Source organism: Novosphingobium olei (assembly GCF_012927405.1).
GTDB lineage: Bacteria > Pseudomonadota > Alphaproteobacteria > Sphingomonadales > Sphingomonadaceae > Novosphingobium > Novosphingobium olei.
The window spans coordinates 58,457-78,781 of sequence record NZ_JABBGM010000014.1; the positions used below are offsets into that span (position 1 = coordinate 58,457).

Annotated in this window: 20 protein-coding genes; 10 read left to right on the forward strand and 10 right to left on the reverse strand. The window is 61.9% G+C overall.

Annotated features, from left to right (window positions below; all coding sequences use genetic code 11):
* The first annotated feature begins 215 nt into the window (after positions 1-215).
* The 6 genes from HHL27_RS19815 to HHL27_RS19840 all read left to right on the forward strand — a co-directional run bounded on the left by HHL27_RS19815 (position 216) and on the right by HHL27_RS19840 (position 8,032).
* On the forward strand, positions 216-752 hold the full coding sequence (locus HHL27_RS19815) for an RNA polymerase sigma factor (RefSeq protein WP_169495127.1): 537 nt from the start codon (positions 216-218) through the stop codon (positions 750-752).
* Entirely contained in the window at positions 749-1,720 is a 972-nt protein-coding gene (locus tag HHL27_RS19820; protein WP_169495128.1) for a FecR domain-containing protein, read from the forward strand. Before HHL27_RS19815 ends, HHL27_RS19820 begins: the two co-directional genes overlap by 4 nt.
* 80 nt (positions 1,721-1,800) lie before the next feature.
* Positions 1,801-2,151 carry a hypothetical protein gene (locus HHL27_RS19825; protein ID WP_169495129.1) on the forward strand — a complete coding sequence of 117 codons (351 nt, stop codon included), beginning with the start codon at positions 1,801-1,803 and terminating at the stop codon, positions 2,149-2,151.
* 68 nt (positions 2,152-2,219) lie between these two features.
* Positions 2,220-2,732 (forward strand): RES family NAD+ phosphorylase, encoded by a 513-nt coding sequence (locus HHL27_RS19830; protein ID WP_169495130.1) that lies wholly within the window; start codon positions 2,220-2,222, stop codon positions 2,730-2,732.
* A gap of 291 nt (positions 2,733-3,023) precedes the next feature.
* On the forward strand, positions 3,024-5,960 hold the full coding sequence (locus tag HHL27_RS19835; RefSeq protein ID WP_169495131.1) for a TonB-dependent receptor plug domain-containing protein: 2,937 nt from the start codon (positions 3,024-3,026) through the stop codon (positions 5,958-5,960).
* Positions 5,961-6,058: 98 nt separating this feature from the next.
* The gene (locus tag HHL27_RS19840) at positions 6,059-8,032 is read left to right on the forward strand and encodes an Atxe2 family lasso peptide isopeptidase (protein ID WP_240960101.1); all 1,974 of its coding nucleotides are present in this window, start codon (positions 6,059-6,061) and stop codon (positions 8,030-8,032) included.
* Here the strand turns inward: HHL27_RS19840 and HHL27_RS19845 are convergent.
* From HHL27_RS19845 to HHL27_RS19875, 7 genes are all read right to left on the reverse strand, one after another.
* Complete coding sequence (locus tag HHL27_RS19845) at positions 7,969-9,564, reverse strand: asparagine synthase-related protein (protein ID WP_169495133.1); 1,596 nt, start codon at positions 9,562-9,564, stop codon at positions 7,969-7,971. The two genes, HHL27_RS19840 and HHL27_RS19845, sit on opposite strands and share 64 nt — an antisense overlap.
* 119 nt (positions 9,565-9,683) lie before the next feature.
* Positions 9,684-10,358 (reverse strand): lasso peptide biosynthesis B2 protein, encoded by a 675-nt coding sequence (locus tag HHL27_RS19850; RefSeq protein ID WP_169495134.1) that lies wholly within the window; start codon positions 10,356-10,358, stop codon positions 9,684-9,686.
* Between the two features lie 59 nt (positions 10,359-10,417).
* Positions 10,418-10,549 carry a benenodin family lasso peptide gene (locus tag HHL27_RS19855; protein ID WP_169495135.1) on the reverse strand — a complete coding sequence of 44 codons (132 nt, stop codon included), beginning with the start codon at positions 10,547-10,549 and terminating at the stop codon, positions 10,418-10,420.
* 108 nt (positions 10,550-10,657) lie between these two features.
* Positions 10,658-11,269 (reverse strand): GntR family transcriptional regulator, encoded by a 612-nt coding sequence (locus tag HHL27_RS19860; protein ID WP_277350591.1) that lies wholly within the window; start codon positions 11,267-11,269, stop codon positions 10,658-10,660.
* The gene (locus HHL27_RS19865; protein WP_169495137.1) at positions 11,266-12,153 is read right to left on the reverse strand and encodes a phytanoyl-CoA dioxygenase family protein; all 888 of its coding nucleotides are present in this window, start codon (positions 12,151-12,153) and stop codon (positions 11,266-11,268) included. Before HHL27_RS19865 ends, HHL27_RS19860 begins: the two co-directional genes overlap by 4 nt.
* 14 nt (positions 12,154-12,167) lie before the next feature.
* Positions 12,168-12,782, reverse strand: coding sequence for an acyl-homoserine-lactone synthase (locus tag HHL27_RS19870; RefSeq protein ID WP_206069736.1), 615 nt, complete (start codon positions 12,780-12,782; stop codon positions 12,168-12,170).
* A gap of 59 nt (positions 12,783-12,841) precedes the next feature.
* Complete coding sequence (locus HHL27_RS19875) at positions 12,842-13,609, reverse strand: LuxR family transcriptional regulator (protein ID WP_169495138.1); 768 nt, start codon at positions 13,607-13,609, stop codon at positions 12,842-12,844.
* A 226-nt stretch (positions 13,610-13,835) separates the two neighbouring features.
* Here HHL27_RS19875 and HHL27_RS19880 point away from each other — a divergent pair, with 226 nt between their 5' ends.
* The 4 genes from HHL27_RS19880 to HHL27_RS19890 all read left to right on the forward strand — a co-directional run bounded on the left by HHL27_RS19880 (position 13,836) and on the right by HHL27_RS19890 (position 16,337).
* Positions 13,836-14,807: a HEPN domain-containing protein gene (locus HHL27_RS19880; RefSeq protein WP_338114967.1), complete on the forward strand. Its 972-nt coding sequence runs from the start codon at positions 13,836-13,838 to the stop codon at positions 14,805-14,807.
* Between the two features lie 136 nt (positions 14,808-14,943).
* Positions 14,944-15,459, forward strand: coding sequence for an exonuclease domain-containing protein (locus tag HHL27_RS22545; protein ID WP_240960095.1), 516 nt, complete (start codon positions 14,944-14,946; stop codon positions 15,457-15,459).
* A 129-nt stretch (positions 15,460-15,588) separates the two neighbouring features.
* On the forward strand, positions 15,589-15,828 hold the full coding sequence (locus HHL27_RS22550; RefSeq protein ID WP_240960096.1) for a hypothetical protein: 240 nt from the start codon (positions 15,589-15,591) through the stop codon (positions 15,826-15,828).
* Between the two features lie 35 nt (positions 15,829-15,863).
* Positions 15,864-16,337, forward strand: a complete 474-nt coding sequence (locus HHL27_RS19890) for a DUF1810 domain-containing protein (RefSeq protein ID WP_169495140.1) — start codon at positions 15,864-15,866, stop codon at positions 16,335-16,337.
* Positions 16,338-16,608: 271 nt separating this feature from the next.
* Here HHL27_RS19890 and HHL27_RS19895 read toward each other — a convergent pair whose 3' ends face one another.
* The 3 genes from HHL27_RS19895 to HHL27_RS19905 form a co-directional block, all read right to left on the reverse strand.
* Positions 16,609-17,970 (reverse strand): AAA family ATPase, encoded by a 1,362-nt coding sequence (locus tag HHL27_RS19895; protein WP_169495141.1) that lies wholly within the window; start codon positions 17,968-17,970, stop codon positions 16,609-16,611.
* Between the two features lie 8 nt (positions 17,971-17,978).
* Positions 17,979-19,229, reverse strand: a complete 1,251-nt coding sequence (locus HHL27_RS19900) for an ATP-binding protein (RefSeq protein ID WP_169495142.1) — start codon at positions 19,227-19,229, stop codon at positions 17,979-17,981.
* Between the two features lie 115 nt (positions 19,230-19,344).
* Positions 19,345-20,172 carry a hypothetical protein gene (locus HHL27_RS19905; protein ID WP_338114968.1) on the reverse strand — a complete coding sequence of 276 codons (828 nt, stop codon included), beginning with the start codon at positions 20,170-20,172 and terminating at the stop codon, positions 19,345-19,347.
* Positions 20,173-20,325 lie beyond the last annotated feature (153 nt).

A 20,325-nucleotide genomic window follows, 5' to 3' on the forward strand; every position in this document is an offset into this window, starting at 1 on the left:
CCTGAGAACCTCGCTTGAGAGACTTCTTCGTTCTGCTGCGAACCGCAGCCGGATTGCCGGTGCGTATGTCCAAGCCCTTCGGGGCCAAAGGTGTCGGCGCGTGCGCTTCAAGCACGTTCTCAGAATCCGGTTGTTCGCCGGAGCGCCTCGTCTTTGAGGGGCTCCGGCATTTTGATGACGCGGACTATTGATCACGCCAACAGGCGGCGCCTGCGATGAGCGAGGCGCCATTCCCCGTGCTTGTCCAACTTGACGCGATATCGGCGTCGCTGATCGACGAGATGTACCGGGCCGAGCGCCCGTCGCTTTTGCGGCGGATTGCGCGGCGCACCGGCCTCGATTCTGCCGAGGACATGATGCACCAGGTCTTCGTCCGCCTCGCCGGGCGAGGCAGTGCCGTCGCGGAGATCGAGGCGCCTGCAGCGTTCCTTGCCGAAGCGGCACGCAATGCAGCCCGCGATCAGGCGCGCACGGCTCACCGACAGCACGCCGATAGCCATGTTCCGCTCCACCAGGTCGAAATCGCCGGGAGCGACCCCGTCCGTCATCTCGAAGCGCGCGATCGCCTGCGGCGGCTTGAACGAGCGCTTGATCGTCTCAAGCCCATGACTAGGAATGTCTTTCTTGCCCGCCGGCTCGATGGTTATAGCTATGTCGAGATTGCCGAACGGACGGGGTTGAGCGTGCGCGCCGTGGAAAAGCAGATGAGCCGGGCGATCCAGCAACTGGCAAAGCACATGCGCGAGCCATGACCAGCGCGGGCAAGGATACGATTCCGGATTCGATCCGGCAGCAAGCAGCCCAATGGCTGGCACGGCACGAAGGTGCCGAGCCTGGCAAGAGCGACCCGGCGTTCAAGGCGTGGCTGGCGCGCGATCTTCGACATCGCCTTGCCTATGCCGAGGTCGAGAGGACCTGGCGGGAAAGCCGGCTGCTGGCGAACACCGATATCGGACGTTCGCGCAGCCTTGTGCGCGCACCGTTCTATATGCGGCGCAGCACCCATGTCGTGGCGGTGACGCTGGCCGTGATGGTCACGGTGGGTTTGCTGTCGGTTCGCTTCGTCGGGGTGGGGCCCATGCTCGAAATCGGCGGCGCGGTCGAAGCACGATCCTATCAGACCGTGTCCGGCGAGATGCGCACCTGGCAGCTTGAGGACGGCAGCGCTTTGACGTTGGACGGCGCGAGCCGAGCGCAGGTGCAGATCGGTTCGGCCTTGCGCCGCATCGAACTGCAGGCGGGGCATGCGAGCATCCACGCAGGCCGCAACGATGTCCGGCCACTGGAAATCCATGTGCGGGACGTGTCGGTCCGAACGGACGATGCCGTGCTCGACGTGACCGTGGCCGGCGACGACGGCAGGATCGAGGTTGTGTCCGGTGCCGCCGAAGTGACCTTGCCTGGCGGAGAGACACGTCATCTGTCCGCGGGGCGAACCGTAACCACGCAAGCTGCAGTGGTACGGACGACGGCCGTGGCGGAGCCTGTCCGATCGACGCTGTTGCCCGCCAGCGATCTGACTGTGGGTCAGGCAGTCGCGCAGCTTAATCGCCAGAACGCCATGCAAATTCGCCTGGCGACACGCGACATCGCGGACATGCGGCTGTCGGGCGGTTTCAGGGGTGATGATCCTGAAGCCTTTGCGCGAACGGTTGCAGCAGTGAACGGACTTGCGGTCGTGCAGGTCGGGCAAGCGATTGACCTGCGTCCGCATTACTGAATTCCACGGGTGTCACGTATACGCCTTCCAATCTTGTCGTAGCAAATTTGGTGGCATATATTGGGGCAAGGAGTGCACCCATGCTTGCAGCGTTTCTTGATGATATTCGTGACGGCGACCTGATCGCCCCCAAGCGCATGGCAGACCGGCTGCGTCTTCCGCTGACGCGGCTTTCGAAGCTGGCGCATCTCAATCGCAATGTGATGACGAGCCGCCCGGAAAGCCCGGCTGTTCAGGAAAAGTTGGGGCAGATTGCCCGCATCATCGCCCGGGCAGCAGACTTGTCGGGTGAAGAAGGTCGCGCAATCATCTGGTTCAAGTACCAGCCGATTCCTGGATGGGGTAAGACCGCCGAGGAGCTGGTTGAGGAAGGTCATGCTGATGCGGTGCTCGAAGACCTCGAGCGCATGGCCGAAGGCGTCTATTCATGAAGTTGTGGCTGCCTGTTTCACAACGAGGGCCCATTCTTGCTGAGTAAAGCTGCGGCTAACTTTCCTTCATGAGCTATCCGATCTGCCATCTTTCTGTTCCGCTATGGCGCATGCTGCCGATACCCCACCAACGCACGCCGTTATCGGGTGAGGGCGCAAGGCTCTATGGTGGGCGTTGGAATCCGCGCGGAACTCCTGCGCTCTATCTGGCGACCGATCACGCAACGGCCGTGGCTGAATTCTATCAGGGCCTGCCCAAACCTGGTACTCTTGCACCTTACCACGTCAACGCATCGCGCATCGCCGATCTTACTGACGGCCGGGGTGGCCCCTTCGATTCAGTGGTTGCTCAAGCGCTAGAAACGTCATGGAAGGCGCTGGCACAAACATCTCGTAATCCTCCGCCAAGTTGGCAGCTTGCTGTTGAACTCATCGCCGACGGGATAGAAGGAGCGCTCGTGCCATCTGTGCAGAACCGTGGCGGGTGCAGTCTGGTACTTTGGCGTTGGCACGATGCTGCTCTCGGCTCCGGCGAAGGGGCCGCGCTTATCCTTCTAGATCCCGAGCGCTCGCTGAGTTGAGCCTGTTCTTCGAGCGGATTGCGCAGTCTCGGCAAGACATTCTCTCCGGGCCAGAACTTCGGAAATTTCCCGCTATGACCTACCAGAAGAGGGGAGGGGGCGAGGGAAGAGGTGCGAGATGAACGGACCCGGTTGTGCAGCATAGAGCTCCGGCTCGGCTGACGGGGTCAGCACCCCGCGCTCCGCTACGGCGAGCGTGATCGCGCCCATCAAAAATTTCTGTCGGGTGATTGCGACCGCCGGCGTCTCCACCGCCATGAGCGCTCATTCGGGCGCCAGGGAGGCAAGACCATGACGTCCATGACCCAAACCCGTTCGATCGTCGCCGCGCTGATGGCGGCTACTGTGCTCGTTGCACCGCATGGTGCGCAGGCGCGCGATACCCGACGACTGCCCCTCGATCTGCCTGCGCAGCCGCTGGCCGATGCCCTGCGCAGCCTTGCGCAAGCATCCGGGCAGACCGTGCTGGCAGATGCCGATGTCGTGGGCGCGCGCAGTGCCCCGGCGGTGCGCGGCACCTTCACGGTCGGCGAGGCCCTGTCGCTTCTGCTGGCAGGGTCTGGACTGCAGAGCGTCGAGATCGGCGATTCTTACGCGGTCAGGCTCGCAACGGCGCGTCTGCCGGGGGAGGGGAGTGGAGCCAACACCCCCGAGATCCTGGTAACCGGCACCCGCATTCGCGGGTCTGCGCCTGCCGGCGCACAGGTGATCGCGATCGACCGCAAGGACATTGAGCAAAGCGGCCTTGCCACGACCCAGGAGGTCATGGCCGCGATCCCGCAGAACTTCGGCGGCGGCGCCAATGAGGGCACGGTCGGTTTCACCACGCGCAACAATGCCGGCGGCAACATCGGCTACGGCGCGAGCGTCAACCTCCGCGGCCTCGGGACGACTTCGACGCTGACGCTCGTGGAAGGCAACCGGCTCGCGCTGGGCGGGGGAGGGGGCACCTTCGTCGATCTCTCGCTGATCCCGACGAGCGCGATCGAGCGGATCGAAGTGCTCGCTGACGGGGCCTCTGCAATTTACGGCTCGGACGCGGTTGCCGGCGTGGTCAATGTCAGGCTCCGCCGTAATTTCGAGGGCGCGGAAACCAGCCTGCGGACAGGGATTGCAGATGGCTTCACCGAATTCCAGGCGAGCCAGATCGTCGGCAAGAAGTGGTCCACCGGTCGGATCATGGCGGCATATGAATATTACGATCGCACGAGGCTTGGATCGGAGGACCGCGCTTATGCGACCGAAGACCTGCGCCGCTACGGTGGGCCCGACTATCGCCAGGCTTATGCTAACCCTGGCACGATCACGGCGGCTGACGGCAGCGTCTATGGTATTCCGAAGGGGCAGGATGGCACGCATCTGTCAGGGTCCGACCTGATCCCCGGCGTCACCAACCTTGGCGATGGCCGTAGCCAAACCGATCTCCTGCCCGCAACCCGCCGCCATGCCGGCGTCATTGCCTTCGAGCAGGAAATCACTCCCGCGGTCACGTTGCGCGTCCAGGGCTTTGCCGCCGATCGCCGGTCGTCTCAGCGCTACTTCGCGCTCAATTCGCCGGTCACGGTCACGTCTGCGAACCCATTCTACGTCGATCCGATCGGCACCGGTCAGCCGGTCAGCGTCACCTACGATTTCCGGAAGGATCTCGGCGCGCCGCTCAACAGGGCGCACGTCACCAACTGGGCGACCTCGGCCTCGCTCGAGGCACGGTTCGGTCAGTGGCATGGCGAAGTCTATGGCAGCTACGGCCAGCAACATGAACAGCTGGATTCACTGAACGAGGTCAACAGTGCCCGCCTGGCGGCCGCGCTTGCGGACAGCAATCCGGCAACAGCTTTCAACGTGTTCGGCGATGGCTCGCACACCAGCGTGGCGACGATCGACAAGGTGCGCGGCTCTGCGACGCAACGCGATCGCTCGCGCCAGACCACGGCAGGGTTGAAGTTCGACGGGCCACTGTTCGCGCTGCCGGGTGGTGCTCTGCGGCTTGCCGTCGGCGCCGAATACCGGGCCGAAGCCTTCGGTTCCGCCTATGTCTACGATGATTTCAGCCTCAGCCCGATCTCGGGTGGCGACACCGGCTACCCGCTCTCGCGACATGTCGTTGCGGGCTATGCCGAACTCATGGCGCCGCTGGTCGAACCGGGGCAGGGCATTTCCGGGATCCACCGGCTCGAATTCTCGGTGGCGGGCCGCATTGAGCACTATTCCGATTTCGGGACGACGACGAATCCGAAAGTTGGTGTGACGTGGGAACCCGTCGAGGGGCTGGCCCTGCGCGGCGCGTACGGCACCTCGTTCCACGCGCCGGGGTTCTTCGATGTGCGTCAGGGACCAGGACTCAGCCAGATCGTGCCTCTGCCGGTATCCGATCCGACATCGCCTGGCGGATCGAGCAATGTCGTCGCGCTGTTCGGCAACAATCCGGCGATCGGACCGGAACGAGCGCGTACGTTGACGGCCGGTATCGATCTCCGGCCGAAGGCCGTGCCCGGTCTTGCATTGAGCATGACCTGGTTCGACGTCTCGTATCGCGACCGCATCTTCAACCCGGCGGTCGATGCCTTCACGTTCCTCACCCAGCGCGACCGCTACGCCTCGCTGATCACCGCCAACCCATCGGCGGCAACGCTGGCCACTCTCTATGCCGATCCGAACTTTGCGAACCCGTTCGGCATTCCCGCCTCGGCGATTGCCTATGTGATCGATGCGCGCAACGCGAACCTTGCGCGCAACCACCTCGACGGGATCGATTTCGATCTCGGCTATCGCAAGGCTCTGACGGGCGGGTTCTTCGAAGTTGGCGCTTCGGGTACCTGGTTGTTCCGCCTGACGCAGCAGTTCACCGCGACATCGCCCGTGGTCGAAGCCCTTGGCACGATCGGCAACCCGGTGCGCTATCGCGTCCGTGGTCGCGCATCGCTTCAGCTTGGTAGCGTCGGGTTTGCAGGTTTCGTCAACCACACCGCCGGCTACGCCAACACTGCGGTCAGTCCGGTCGAACATGTTGCCAGCTGGACGACCGTTGATGTCCAGTTGAGCAAGACCTTTGGCGAGGTCGATGGCCCGATGCGCGGGACACGGTTGTCGCTCAGCGTGACGAACCTGTTTGACCGCAATCCGCCCTACGTCAACAATCGCACGCCCTATTCGGCATCGGGTTTCGATCCCGAACAGGCAAGCGCGGCCGGTCGGGTCATTGCTCTCCAGCTGGTAAAGGCATGGTGATGCGCAAGGCTTCAGCTCCCCTTGCGCTCGCCCTGCTGGTTCTGGCCCCGGTTGCGGCTCATGCCGCTGCCGGGGCCGGGATTCGGGCAGAAATCGAAATGACGCGGATCGATAGCCCGTCGATTTCCCCGGATGGGCGCCTTGTCGTCTGGCGCGAAGCGCGTGCCTCGATCGACCGCAACGCATATGACATTGCCTGGTTCGTCGCGCCCGCAGACGGTTCCAAACCGCCACGGCGGTTTGCTGACGCGGGTGAACCAACCTTGCTCAATGGTACGATGCTGGCGCGCGCGCCGATCTGGACCTCGGACTCGCGCGCGATCCTGTTCCGCAAGCTTGCGAAGGGTGAAGCGCAGGTCTGGCGCGCAGAGGTCGATGGCAACGACGTGCGCCAACTGACCCACGAGGACGGGAACGTCACGGACGTGGCGGCGCTCGAGAACGGGCACAAGATTGCCGTTGCAGTCGGCCGATCACGTGCGGCCATTGCTCTTGCCGAGGAGGAAGAGAAGGACAGGGGGACCCTGATCGATGCGAGCGTTGATCCGCAGCGACCGCTTTATCGGGGCGACTGGATCGACGGGCGCTGGGCGACAGGGCGATTGCGCGGGGCTTGGTTCGAGCAAGGGGGTATTTTGCCCAAGCAGGCGCCACACCTTGAGATCCTCGATCCCCAATCCGGCATGTTGCGCGATGCCAGCGGGCAAGAGCAGCAGGTCTACGCGCCACCGATCAAGGGTTTCGATAAGCTGGGCGGCGAATTTGTCATGGTGCGCGCAGAGTCGGGCGATAATCGCGGCAATGTCCTTCTGCTTGGCAAAGGGCAGGACTATCACCTTGTCCTCGCCGCGCCCGATGGGAAGGAAGTCGCGCGGTGTACCGATGCGTTGTGCAATCCGTCGAAGGTGCGATCGATCAACTGGATCGGACACCGCAATGAAGTGATGCTCGAGGTTCGCCAGACGCCCAACAATTCCTCGCTGATCGTCTGGAATCTTGCCGACAGATCCACGCGCCAACTGGTGGTTGGCGAAGGTCTGCTTGAAGGGGGCGCAGATCTTGGTGATCCCTGCGCGGCGCACGAAGTGGTGATCGCCTGCGTTGCGGCCAGTGCGAATGTTCCGCCGCACCTGGTGCTGGTCGATCCGCAAAGCGGTGCCCTGCGGAACCTTGCTTCCCCCAATCCTGAATTGCCATCGAGTGAGCCGCATTTTGCGCCGCTGAATTGGGTGGATGCCGAGGGGCGACCCTTTGCAGGGTTCATTGCTCTGCCGCTTGGGCACTCCGGGCCTGTGCCCTTGTTCATCACCTACTATTCCTGCGCGGGCTATCTGCGCGGCGGGCTTGGCGACGAATTCCCTCTGAGAGCGCTCGCGGCACATGGGATCGCGGCGATGTGCATCAATCGTTCTGCTGGCTTTGTCGGTGGGGGCCGCAACACCGAGGCTTATGCGGTGGCTGAAGCCGGCATCGGAACGATCATTGACAAGCTGGCGGCCGAGGGCACCATCGATCCTGCGCACGTGGGCGTCGGCGGGGTCAGCTTCGGCGGTGAGGTGGCCGCCTGGCTTGCGATCCATACCCATCGATTGCGCGCTCTGTCCGTCGCCAACGTCATGCTGACCCCGGCCTATTATTGGTACAATGCAGTCGCCGGGCGCGATGTCGCTGGTGTGTTGCGCAGTTCATGGGGGATCGGCGATCCCGATCATGACCGCAAAGGATGGCGGCGGATGTCGCCGGCGTTCAACGCGGACCGGATCTCGGCGCCATTTCTCATGCAGGTGCCTGAGCAGGAATATCGGTCCAATGTTGAACTGCTGTCCCGACTGCAGCGCGCCGGCAAGCCCGCCGAACTCTGGGCATTCCCCCAGGAAATGCACATCAAGTGGCAGCCTCGCCACCAGCTTGCTGCCAATGAACGCAACCTCGACTGGTTCCGCTTCTGGCTGGCCGGCGAGGTGGATCCCGATCCCGCCAAGGCCGCGCAATACGTCCGCTGGCGTGGCTACGGCTCGCCGAGCCAGGCGCTTGCCCAGGCTTCGGTGTCGATCAAGGGGAAGAGCAGATAAGTGTCGGCATCGCCGCGACGAGGTTGCCGCGCGAGTGCAGCCTCGAGCCTCCGCCGGTCGAGTAGCCCGCTGCGCGAAACATGTCCCTCCAGCAGGAGCGGCTGCAGCGCGCTGCGATTGTGGGCCAGCATCGCAATGGCATAGCTGTCGAGCCCGCCCTTGGTGCGTCGGTCGAGCACGCTTGCGGGAAGAAAGCCGCTATACGCGGTTCGGGCGACCGCGCGATCACGACCGTTCTCGATCCATAACCACGAAGGAATGCGCAGCGCGGTTTCGACCACGGGCTGGCTCAGCAGCGGGAAGCGCGAGGGTGCCACCGCGTGACGCCCGTACCCCTCGACATGAGCAAGCGCTGCGAGGATCGCGCGGACATGGCTGCGCTTGCCGGGCAGGACATCGGCCGGCTCCTCGAGCCAGGGATGGACAGGTGCGGTGGTGGGCAAAGCGTCGTGCGCCAGAAAGCCGGTGGTCCGCGGCCATTGAGACTGCGCCGTGCGCTCGCGTGCCTGTCGCCAGGCCATTTTCGCGACGTCCCACACGCTGGCGTGGTGAATCCGCGCCAGAGCATCGACCGCAGCCCACGCCGCGCGACCCACGCCGAATCGGCGCAACACGTCGGCGGCAGGCGCGGCCGAGGCGGGCGAGCAGAACACGCAATCCCCGCCTGCACCGCTGACGAAGGCGCCGATGGTTTCGGCGCGCGCTTTCTCGGCCAGCAGGTCATCGGCGAGCGACAGCGTCATCGGCAATCCGGGGCGCGCGCTTCGCATGCTGGCGGGGCGGGCGAGATTGACTGCGCCGGTCACGGCTACTTCGTCGAGCGGCAGCCCCGTGGCGATCGAGGCTGCGCGGGCATAGATCCGTTCGTCGCCCTCGCGCTCATCGGTCACGAGCGTGACGGCCCGCGCCTTTGCTTTGTGGCCTGCGAGCGCGGCGGCGAGGATCGAAGAGTCTACTCCCCCCGACAGTTCAAGAAGGCAGAGAACGTCGCGCGGGATCAAACCTGCAACCGCGCGCTCAACGCTGGCGCGCAGGTTCTGTCGCGCCCTCAACGGGTCGCCTATCTCGCGGCTCTGCGCGGTCCAGGTCCAGGGCGACCACACCTGGCGGCGATGCCAATCCCCGTTCGACCCTTGTTCCAGGCTTTCCCCGCCGAGCAACTCCTCGATTCCGGCAAGCCCCGTTTCGGAAGTCTGCAGATGTTGGAACGCCAGATGCCGCCCCACGAACTCCCAGGCGAGCGTGGGCTTTTCATCCGTAACGGCCAGGGTGAGGTCCGGATGTGAGCCGATGATTTCGGTGCCGTTTGCGCTTGTGCGGTAGGCAGGAAGATGTCCCAGCGGCGCACGCATCACCCAGCGCGGCGTGCCATCGGTGCCAAGGCCCAGAGCGATATAGTTGCCCCAGGAGTCGGCTACGAGCTCAACAGGCGTCTCACAATGCGCGAGCTGGGCCAAGTTGGCGTCGGACATCTGTCCGATCACCGCCAATGACGGGTGCTCCACGACGGCAAGGCCCGGTGCTGCAAACAAGGTGACATCCTGGCCGAAGTCCCGGCGTTGAAGACCGCATCCAGTCAGTTGCGCCGCGGCGCGCGACAGCAGGGCAGGGGAACGATTTGCGCCGATCACCAGAAGATAGCGTTCAGGGTTCATAACGTGAGGATCGGTTGAAAGCGCAGCACGCGCTCGAGCGGGTCAGTCAGCACCACCTCGCCGATCTGTGCCCAGCAATGCGCTTCGAACGGGTGGCACTTCACGCCGAACACGAGCCGCACATCGTGGCCATGCCGCCGTGCGCGTCGCGTGAAAGCCAGCGCATCGGGCAGGCAACAGGGGCGGAAAGGCGCCAGCCGTCGTCCCATGTCGAAGTCGCGCGCCAGCTCACCGATCTCTTGTGTTGAATGCCGTTGTCTGGCGTTCCGCAGCGCGCGCAACACGCGCTCAAGTGGCCATCGCCGCAGATCTAGCCTGCTCGCGGCACAGTCGAGGACGACGCCCAGATCGTGGCGGGTAGCCACCCGATATGGCGCGCCACCTTCAAGCACGCTCGACGTCGGGGGCGGCATGCTGCGAGGATTTAGATACGGCGCATCGGAGTGCAATCGGTCGGCGATGAAGCCGGCACGATGCAAAGCCGCGAGCCCGGCGTGGTTCGGGTCAATCGGGCGCGCATCGGCGATTGCAAGCAGCGCAGCCGCCGCTTCGCCGCCGACTTTCCGGTAGCGATCGCACGATACATCGAGAACGATGACGGAGTCATCGAACCGGGCAACGCCGATCCCGTCGGCGAGCCGGAAGGCGGGGGGAGGGGGCGGCGATGCCATCAGCGTATTCCTCAACCCGGCAACAGGCGCGCTTGTGACCAAGCGCGCCTGCCGAAGGCTTATTCGGAGTCGAGGCCCAGCGGGCGGGCGATCACCCCGAATTCGAGCTGGTTGCCCGGCGCGCCGAGCGTTTCGGTGCTGGCAGCGCCGAGGTCTTCGACGTCTTCGATCAGTTCGATCTTGCGTTCCATGGCTTTCACTCCATCACTTGCGCCGCACGATTGCGGCAAAGTTCAGGCTACGAAGCCGGTCTTCCGATCCGAATTTTATATCGCGGTGATATGCCGATTGTTGGCGCCTCACGCGCTCCCGCGTAGCCTGTAGGCAGCACGCACCAGTTTCGCTGCGGCGCCGACCCTGCGATGATACCAGGCCCGCCACAGCCGGCGCAGCGCAGCGCGATCAGCCTGGTCCAGCGCCTGTTCGATGTGTGCGAGTTCGCCGGGCGCGTTCTCGATCACTTTTTCCTCGAGCGTGCGCACGGAATGCAGCCGTGCGCCGAGCCGGGCGAGGGCGCGAGCGTGTTCGCTATTGCCCGAACCTTCGGCCACTGTCCCGACAGCACCAGCCACACGCTCGGCATACGAGAGTTGCTGGCGGTGGGTGGTTGGCGATGCCGGCATCAGCTGGGCTTCGTTCAGTGCGAGGCGCAGGATCTGTGCTTCCCAGACGAACATGTCGCGCAAGCCCGGCTCATCGAGCGATGGCAGATGGAAGCCGCCCGCCCGGCGGGATTCGACAAGGCCTTCACCGGTAAGCGTGTTCAGCGCATCGCGCACCGGCGTTACGCTGGCCGACAGTTGTTCGGCCAGCAGCGCTGGATCGAGACGGTCGCCCGGGCAGAACGCTTGATTGAGAATAAGCAAGCGCAAGGCCTCATACACCCTCTCGGCAGTTGGACCGGCATTCATGCAGCCTCCCGTCCGCCCGCGCTGAAAGCGTCGGCCGCCGCCATCTGGTCGGGACGCAGCGCATCAATCGCACCCAGCGGACTGCCGTCGTAGTCGCCGAGTAGCACCGAGGGACATTGGCCCTCGAAATTGCCGAGGTTGGGCCGGTGCTGGCGATATCCTACCAGGGCAGCGAGCTCCGGGTCGAAATTCCGCGCGATCTCCGGTGGATAGGCCAGCCACTGGTTCTCGTAAGGCTTGAGCCACCCGAGCGAATAGCCGATGACGATGCCCCGCCGCACCATGTCGCTGTAGTTGGCGCCTGCGCCATGGAGCGTGGAGCCGAGGAACAGCAAGGCTGCACCCGGCGCCATTTCACCGATCGTCTCCGGGCCGTCGGCTCCGGCTTCGAGCGCCCGGGCCCCGTGGCTGCCAGGCCAGACCCGGGTAGCCCCATTCTCGGCCGTGAAGGGTGTGAGTGGCCACATCACGTTGACGAGGTACTCGATCTCGCCGACCGGCCCGCGCCACATGTCCTGGTCGCGATGCGGGAGCTGGGCCGGCGCGCCCGGATGCACTGCGATCGCCTGCGTGGTGTTGAGTTGGATGCGGTCGCACCAGGGTGAGAGTACCTGCTCGACGATCGACAGGATGAGCCGATGACAGACGAGGGCGCGGGCATGCGGCGAACGGATCAGAAGTCGCCCGAACCGTTTGGTTGTGCCGCCGTAGAACGCGCCTATGCCGAACGGCGTGTTGTTGAACGGTTGTTCCAGATCCTTGTCCAGCGTGCGGACCATCCGGGGCGGAAGCGCGCCGCGGACGATCGTGAAACCGCGCGTCGTCAGCTCGTGGACATGACGCTCGACCTGAGCCGTGGCGATCGCGGAAGAGTGAGCATTCATGGTGTGTCGCTCCCTTACGCAGCAAGGCTTGCCGGAATGCTCGGAAGTCCGGTCGCGCGGATTCCACCGGCGAAAAGGCGAGCTGGTGTGTCTGCATCGATCAGGATGCGCACCGCGGCGAGCCGCTCACCCTTCATCTGGCCCAGTGGTCCGAGCGGGCGGCAATCCCATCCGAAATCCACGATCTGGCGCAGCCATCCCAGCTCCGCGACGGCGCAGTACTGGGTAATGCCGTTGGCCAGCGCGTAGTCGACGAGCGCCAGCACCAGCGCATCGCGCGCCTGGCGGCGCTCTGCGGCGCGCAGGCGCCGGTCGAGGCAGAACCGCGTGATCTCCAGGATGTCTGGAGCGGAGGGAACCGGGCCATCGCACAATTTGCGAAACAGCCCGGACAGAATGCCCTCTCTGGTGGTCGGAAGCAGACGCGCTGAAGCGAGGTGATTGCCGTCGGGGTCCGTCAGCACGAGGTAGCGTGCGTGGACGTTGTCGAACTGGTCGATCTCGTATTGTCCGTCGAGGACCGGCACCTCCCATTTGAGCAGATCGACGAAAACCGATTTGCGGGCCGCAAACATGGCGCGCATTACTGTTGCGTCCGGCTCGCTGCCGGGCGTGAGGATGTTCAGCATGTGGGTGCTCCTGGACCGCTGTGGTCAGGTGCACGATCACGCCAGACGGGGTGCTCCGGCTATGCCGGGAAAGGGGTATAGACCCACGGACCGACGTCGTGGATCGTGATGATTCGCTCGCTCACGGCGCAAAAGGCGAGCGCAACGCGCTTGGTGACGCCGTAGCGATCACAGGCGAGGCGAATGTGGCGCGCGACCGTTTCTTCGGAAATGCCCAGGATTTTGGAGATCTCCCAGTCGGTCTTGCCGCGCGCCGCCCACAGCACACAGTCGCGCTGGCGATCGGTCAGTGTCGGGCGCTGGACGTTCCCTGAAAAGCCGCGGGGCAGCCACAATCGGCGAGCTACCTCGAATGCCTTGGTGCCGAGAACCTGGGCGAGCGGTAAAACTTCGCCCTCCGCTGCTTGTCCAAGCGAATTGACGAACGTACACGAACCGCAGGCTTCGCCGGGGACGTTGACGGGAATTGTATAGCCGTCGTGGAAGCCCTGGTGGCGCCCTGCCTCGAGAATAGCCAGATCCGCCCGGTTGAGCGGAATGAGCGCGCGCATCCTGGACCACTGAAAGCCAAAGGCAGTTACCTGGCTCGCGCGATGGACCGGGTCAGAGAGGGACAAGGTCTGGCTGTCATAGTGCTCGGCCCAGCGCTCGGGATAATTGTGCAACCTGATGGCGCCATTGCCGGCCTTCAAAAGGTCGACATGGTGGGTCAGGGCAAAATACTGGAACCCCAGAACTCTGCACACCTCGCTCATGACCCCGCCGAGTTCGTCGCGGCTTCCCACACCTTCAACAAGATCGAGTAGCGTTTTAGCCGAGACCTGCATGGACGCCTGGCATAGCCACGATCGCCGGTAGCATCTTCAACTGCCGTTGTTCCTGACGATCGTCCTTTCCGTGTCTGCTGGACGGCCCCTGCGGTTCCCAGGCCTCCGAAATCGCCCAAGTGTTGCTGGATTATTTCTAACACACCTCGATTATGCTGCAATGCAAGATGTTTCTGATTTAGTGCGGATTTAATTGCCCTGCGGCAGTTGTGCAACGCACCCCCCCGTGGTCACCCTTGCGCATTTTCGCTTGGCAGAAGCGTGCAAAACGGCGAGTCTGGCCCTCATGCGCTCGACCATTGACCACTTGCCCGAAACCAAGGCCAGGGAACTGGCCTACGTGGTCGAGGTCATTCGTTCCGGCTTCGAGGCCGCCACCGCGCGCCGCACGCAGGAGCGCTTTCGTGGGGGCAAGCTCCTCAAGATCATCCTGTTCGGCAGCTATGCCCGCGGCGACTGGGTCGAGGATCCGGTCGGGCGCTACTTCTCGGACTACGATCTGCTGGTCGTCGTGGACCGCGAGGAGCTGACCGACGTTGCCGAATTCTGGGACAAGACCGAAAGCCGGCTGCTGTCCGATCTGACAGCAGGTACAACCCTGCGGACCCCGGTGAGCGCGATCTACCATGCGCTCGACGATGTGAACGACAAGCTTCGGCTTGGCCGCTACTTCTTCATGGACATCCTCAAGGACGGTATCGTCCTCTTCGAGGAACCAGGCCACGCGTTCGTCGAACCGCTGCCGTTGTCGCGGGAGCAGGCGTTGAAGGAAACTCAGGACTATTTTGATGATTGGTTCGAGAGTGCATCGACGTTCTTTCGCACTAGCGGCCTGGTTTCTGAAATGGGGCGACCCAAGGAAGCCATTTTTCTCCTTCATCAGGCTGTCGAGCGCTTCTATCATTGCATATTCTTGGTTCGCACATTGTGGTCGCCTAAATCGCACAACCTAAACAGGCTGCGGGACCTGGCAGAAGAGATGGAGCCAAGCCTGAAAGCGGTTTGGCCGCGCGCAACGCGCGCCGAGCGGCGCTGCTATTCGCTGCTACGCGATGCTTACATCAAGGCGCGATATTCCTCCTCGTATCACATCACGAACGACGAACTTGCCTGGATCGCAACCCGTGTCGCGGTCCTGGAGGACGCTGTCCGTGCGGCGTGCGAAGCTCGTATCGAGGATCTGGAGAAGGCCGCCTGACGCGCCCTCGGGTTGCGCCGATTCTTGGCTAGTTCCCTGCCTACAACCTTGCGCGCAGCTTTGACCGTCCCTGGCCGAACCTTTGTCCGATGCTGGCAGCTGCTGCCCGCGATCCTTTCAACGATCGAGCAAGCCCATGTCCTCCACCGATCATCACACCTTCGAGCGCGCCGCGCGGTTCCTGGAATCCAGTGGGGATTACCGTGTCCTGCGCAAGCTGAGGCCCGTAACCGGATTTCATGCGCCGATCCCCGATGCTGAATATCGCGTCGGTGTGGCGATCGATGTCGAAACCACAGGTCTCGATAGCTCAACCGACAGGATCATCGAGCTGGCCGTTCAGCGCTTCCGCTACGATTTGGCGGGGCGCATTGTAGAGGTCGGGCAACCTCGCGTCTGGCGCGAAGATCCGGAGCGCGCCCTTGATCCTGTGATCACCCGACTGACCGGGCTGACGGACGATATGCTGAAGGGGCAAGTCATTGATGACGAGATGGCGCTGGAGATTCTCACTTCGGCAGACCTCATCGTTGCCCACAATGCCGGATTTGATCGTCCGTTTGTCGACAAGCGTCTGCCTGGCGTTGCGGGTAAGGCGTGGGCCTGTTCACTAACAGAGCCAGACTGGCTGGACCTCGGGTTCGACGGGTGAGCTCTTGCCCATCTCGTGTCGCAGTGCGGTTGGTTTTACGAGGGCCACAGGGCCGAGGCCGATATTCTCGCACTCATCCATCTGCTCGCGCACGACTTGCCCGATGGGCGTACCGTGATTTCACACCTGATGGCCAAGTCGGAAAGGCCAAGCTTTACGGTAAATGCGGTTGATGCTCCGTTCGAGAGCAAAGACCGTTTGAAGACACGGGGATACCGCTGGAATCCGGTTGTACGTTTCTGGTCACGCAATATTACCGAAGTCGAGCGCGATGCGGAAGAGGCCTGGCTCACGGCGAATGTCTATGCCGGACATGGAGCACCGGCATTTTTGGCAGTATCAGCGTGTGACCGGTACAAGGCGTCGTGATGCGAGCGGATAATGGTTTGGGCGTGTAGAAAACAATGAACTACAACTTGGAACGCTTTGTCGATGCGCAGCGCGATACCTACCAAGCCGCTCTCCGCGAAATCAGAAGTGGTCGAAAACAGACGCATTGGATCTGGTACATTTTCCCCCAAATGAGCGGGCTGGGCCGAAGTGGAATGGCGCAACGCTTCGCCATTCGCTCGCTGGAAGAGGCCCAGGCGTACCTCGCTCATCCTGTTCTTGGAAGCCGTCTGCAGGAATGCGTCACTGCACTGCAGGATTTGCCGATGTCTGGCCCGGAGGAGGTGTTTGGCGCGCTTGACGCCGTGAAGGTGCGCTCATCGCTAACCTTGTTTGCCGAGGCGGATCCGGAGCAGGCCCTATTCTCGGCCGCGCTGGACCGTTGGTACAAAGGGGCGAGAGATCCACGCACACTAAACATCCTGGTTCCCGCAACGACTATTGACCGTGCCGACAACGGCGCTCGCGCTGACGCCCGACCGGAGTAAAGGTCGCGGCCTTGTGATCGTCCGGATGGGGCATGTGGAGCCCGGAGCGACGGACGATCCCGAGCGGCGCCTTCCGGGAGCAGGTTGGCTAAGACACTCCATCGCCTATCTGCTCTGATGATGGCTCTAGAACGACCATGATTGCGGACGAACCGGAAAGTCTCCTATCAGGAGCGCAGATTGGCATAGCGGACGTTCCCGGCAGAGAACTAGCGTGTCAGCTTTGTGCCCTCTTTCGACGGTTCACCGGATCGCTGCAGTTTGCTCGGTCTCAGGTACGTTGAGCTTTGGCTTTGTCGATCACATCATCCACGCGGGCGATCAACTTCTCGAGATAGTCCACGTCCGGCATTTCACCTGCGAATTCATCCGAGTTGGAGTGGCCTTCCAAGAGCCGGGAGGTGTCATCATGCAAGGCGACAATCTCGTCTGCTAAGTCGTTTGACCAACTGATTTTGGTCAATGCGCCCAATCTGACCTGTTCATCCCATCGACGCACAGTGTCTTTGAACAGGTGAAGAATGACCACTTCTTCAACCGTGCGGCGAAGCGCCCCTGCGCCACTCCGAACCAAATCAACCCGTTTGCCGCCTGTGGCTTGCTTGGCCTGTTGCAGAAACTCCTTCGCCTTGGTAGTTTTGCGATAGGCCCTGCTATTGGCTGGCGTGTCTTCGAGACTTACACACCCAGGGACACCTTCCAAGCACTGTACCCAGTGGCTCGTGACCTCGCAGCCAGCGGCCTCGGCTCTGTCAGACAGCAGCGTGAGAAATACGAGGTCGTGCGTAAAGACGATCACTTGTCGTACAGATGCTTCCTCAGCGAGTCGTTTAGCAATCGCCCGCTTTCGCTGATGGTCGAGCGATGTGACCGGATCATCGAGAACAATGGCGGCACTGGTGGGATTGAGATTCACTTCGGTGAGAAAATCCGCAAGAGACAGCGCCCGCTGCTCCCCCTCACTGAAAATATCATCAGGCTTGTGACCGCCTTTGGCTTTGAGACCGCGAAGGGTCTTCCCAGCGCTCCCCCGCGCCTTGAACTCAAACGGCAGTGAGCAATCGAGCTTGGCGCACTCATCCTTTAAGCGCTCCTTGTAGTTGCCCTCGATCAACTTCTCGAAAACTATCTTTTGGCGATCCGTGACGAAACGGGTGTTTGGACGGGAGCCGACAGCCTTTTCGATCCAGGCTAGGTCTTCGACGAATGCAACCAGGTCGTCGATGTTCTTGCTGAGCACCTGACGATGGCGAAGGGAGATATGCTCGGCTTTCAGCTTGGCAAGAACCTCATCAAATTTGCCGTCGCGGAGCGCCACATCCTGCGCCTCAATATCCTCCAATGCTTTGGCAAGAGCCTCTTCTGGAAGGGCAAGATCGCCGGTATGGACGGCGTCGGCCGCACCTTGTTCAAGAGCAGCAACAAGCGCGTTTCGCCTCGCGTCAAAAGTGGCAGAGGCCGCGTCAATTTCCCCGACCAGCGCAGGATTAATCTTGGAAAGGTCAGCGCGAATGCGGCTCTCAGCGGGTAGCAATGCACAATTAAGCGCCTTGAGTTGGGCCGCATAGCGATTGAGTTCCTCGTCAGCGACGACGGCTGCCTTTCGAGCATCATGGTCAAGATAACCCCACATGCGACCAATCAGCGAAGCAGACGGGGCATCGAGAGGGCGATGGCAGAGCAAACAGGGTGGCCTGCTGCCGGATAAGTTCCAGCCTCGGCTTGACCTAACTTGCGGCTCGCGAGCACGAAGTTGTTCCAGTCGGTTGAGCCCGTCTGACCCAACTGGGAATGGGAGACCGCCTCACTTCCGGCCTTTACGGCCTCCAACAGCGCAGTCTTGTGGCCATCGAGCAGTCGGCGTGCTTCATCGCACGCGGCGTTGCCGAGGGCGGACGCGAGATCCGCGACCTTCTTCTGAAGAGCCTCAGTATCGGTCTTTGCAGTTGCAAGGGCTTTGAGCGTTTCAACGGGAGATTTGGCTAGAAGCTCCTGTTCCTGCCGCGCCACCTCATCCAAACGTTCTTTTTCGGCATCGCCAAAGGTTGCGAGTGTCCGAAGCTCAGCGATGTCTGACTTCGCGTTCAGCACAGCGATCTTGTCCGCGACGGACCCTGGGTCGGCGAAAAGCTGATCGAACTTGTTCGGTCGCGTTTTCGCATTGATGTCAGCGTCAAGCTTTTGAGTGATGAGGCCGATCGCCCGGATCGCTTCATCGAATACGTCGAAGCCAGCGGGCTGGAATCCCAGCTCGTTCTCTTTGGCCAAGTGAATGCGGGCGACAGAGGAATCGAAGACGCTGACCCGTTTCAGATCATCATGCTCGTCACCATCGGTGAAGGCGATATCCTCGTCAAAGCCGTTGCCACGATCAACGACGAACTGGGCCGTTGCTGGCGCATCGGGCGCATCATCATCGTAGATGTTGCGAATAATCTGGGAACTGGAGCGACTGAAACAGGCACATGAGAGGATGCGTGCAAAGCCACTCTTTCCGGCGCCGTTGTGTCCATAGATTACGGTCAGTTGAGAACCGAAGGTGACATGCGACACCTCGGGGATGGCATTTACATTCTTCAGTGACTTTATCGCTTGCAGAGAGAGGGGCGTTCCCTCCGCAACTGCGCGGCCAGTGACCGAGCCCGGCACATCCGGTAGCTCATCATTACCATTATCAAGCTTCCTGTCCCGCAGAAATAATCGATAGGCTTCATCAATCCGCGCATCGGAAAGTGTGCCGTCTCGAACGGCGTGGGAGATTATGTAGCGCTGCCAGTCTGCAATGGACTTACCCCAAGCGTTCAGTTCGGCCCAGATCGTGGTTTGCGGGCGCTCTTCACCAGCGGCTTCCGGCGCCGCCAAACCGTCACCTCCGATGCCAAGCTCATCCATGGCGTGAATCGCCCCAGACTTTTAGCCAACGGCAAGCTGACACAATTCATCTACATAAGCCAACACTGTGAGGGCGACGAACTGTGCCATCCTCGTCGAAAAATGTTCTGCGCGGCTAGCCAGCGAACAGCATCTTGAAGGCGCTAATTGCCTTTTCGTATCGATATGTGAGGCTTTCACCCTCTGTCGCTGCAGCCACTAGTTGGCCGTAGCGATTGGCCTTCTCGATTTCGACTTTGGCATGTTGCTCGGTAAATTGGTCAGGAAGGCTCGCCACTCGCCCATCTTTCACAATGCGGACATATAGAGCGTCTTGCTTGCGACGGTCTTGCTTGCCCTCGGCGATACCGAGCGCCGTACGCTCATAGTTCGGATCTACGTCCCAGCACCAATTCTTCCCTTCCCACCGGCCAATCTTCTCGTAGCGGAGAAGCTCAAGGGCGCTGCCAACATCTGCCGGAAATTTTTCGCCCATCTCGGAATCTTCGGCGAACATCGCTTTGAGATCATCAATCGCATCCCAGTGCATGATCACGTAATCCATGATCAATCCCACCAATTGCTTACAAGCGTGATCATTCATTGCGCGGAGTATCGGTGCGCTGAAGGGAATGACCTCATCACGGACCAAGAGTAGCATGAACGCCTTTGCAAACTCCTCCTGTGCAATCATTGCAAGGTAAAGCCTCGTTGCACTGGGTTCCCGAAATTCCAAGTCATACGTTTCCTCAATCAAGCGATTCCCGTTGCCGAGACAGCTGCTGATGCTCGCAGACAGAACCTTCTTTGTGGGGCGTCTTAGTATAGGCATGACCGAATTAGAGCATGTCGCTTGTGCTAATGACAGCGTGTTCCGCTGTTGTTGAGGAACGTCGAAAACCTGCCTTTCGGGGGCGGCCCCGACATTTGCCAAGAAGCCGTGTGACATTGGTGGAACTCGCATAGGCTGACAAGCTTGGTGGCGCCATATCTGGCTTCCTGAACTTGCGACAGGTTTCAGGAGCTGGGACCAACTGCCGCAACGGACGTCATTGTCGATGACCCTTGTCGGCGCTTGATCGTGCTTCGGCGACGACGGTCCTTAATCGGCCCAAAA

What these genes read in the sequence shown, in the direction of transcription:
- HHL27_RS19815 (WP_169495127.1), top strand. Translation starts at nt 216, where the DNA reads ATGAGCGAGGCGCCATTCCCCGTGCTTGTCCAACTTGACGCGATATCG.
- HHL27_RS19820 (WP_169495128.1), top strand. Translation starts at nt 749, where the DNA reads ATGACCAGCGCGGGCAAGGATACGATTCCGGATTCGATCCGGCAGCAA.
- HHL27_RS19825 (WP_169495129.1), top strand. Translation starts at nt 1,801, where the DNA reads ATGCTTGCAGCGTTTCTTGATGATATTCGTGACGGCGACCTGATCGCC.
- HHL27_RS19830 (WP_169495130.1), top strand. Translation starts at nt 2,220, where the DNA reads ATGAGCTATCCGATCTGCCATCTTTCTGTTCCGCTATGGCGCATGCTG.
- HHL27_RS19835 (WP_169495131.1), top strand. Translation starts at nt 3,024, where the DNA reads ATGACGTCCATGACCCAAACCCGTTCGATCGTCGCCGCGCTGATGGCG.
- HHL27_RS19840 (WP_240960101.1), top strand. Translation starts at nt 6,059, where the DNA reads ATGACGCGGATCGATAGCCCGTCGATTTCCCCGGATGGGCGCCTTGTC.
- HHL27_RS19850 (WP_169495134.1), bottom strand. Translation starts at nt 10,358, where the DNA reads ATGGCATCGCCGCCCCCTCCCCCCGCCTTCCGGCTCGCCGACGGGATC.
- HHL27_RS19855 (WP_169495135.1), bottom strand. Translation starts at nt 10,549, where the DNA reads ATGGAACGCAAGATCGAACTGATCGAAGACGTCGAAGACCTCGGCGCT.
- HHL27_RS19860 (WP_277350591.1), bottom strand. Translation starts at nt 11,269, where the DNA reads ATGAATGCCGGTCCAACTGCCGAGAGGGTGTATGAGGCCTTGCGCTTG.
- HHL27_RS19865 (WP_169495137.1), bottom strand. Translation starts at nt 12,153, where the DNA reads ATGAATGCTCACTCTTCCGCGATCGCCACGGCTCAGGTCGAGCGTCAT.
- HHL27_RS19870 (WP_206069736.1), bottom strand. Translation starts at nt 12,782, where the DNA reads ATGCTGAACATCCTCACGCCCGGCAGCGAGCCGGACGCAACAGTAATG.
- HHL27_RS19875 (WP_169495138.1), bottom strand. Translation starts at nt 13,609, where the DNA reads ATGCAGGTCTCGGCTAAAACGCTACTCGATCTTGTTGAAGGTGTGGGA.
- HHL27_RS22545 (WP_240960095.1), top strand. Translation starts at nt 14,944, where the DNA reads ATGTCCTCCACCGATCATCACACCTTCGAGCGCGCCGCGCGGTTCCTG.
- HHL27_RS22550 (WP_240960096.1), top strand. Translation starts at nt 15,589, where the DNA reads ATGGCCAAGTCGGAAAGGCCAAGCTTTACGGTAAATGCGGTTGATGCT.
- HHL27_RS19890 (WP_169495140.1), top strand. Translation starts at nt 15,864, where the DNA reads ATGAACTACAACTTGGAACGCTTTGTCGATGCGCAGCGCGATACCTAC.
- HHL27_RS19895 (WP_169495141.1), bottom strand. Translation starts at nt 17,970, where the DNA reads ATGTGGGGTTATCTTGACCATGATGCTCGAAAGGCAGCCGTCGTCGCT.
- HHL27_RS19900 (WP_169495142.1), bottom strand. Translation starts at nt 19,229, where the DNA reads ATGGATGAGCTTGGCATCGGAGGTGACGGTTTGGCGGCGCCGGAAGCC.
- HHL27_RS19905 (WP_338114968.1), bottom strand. Translation starts at nt 20,172, where the DNA reads ATGCGAGTTCCACCAATGTCACACGGCTTCTTGGCAAATGTCGGGGCC.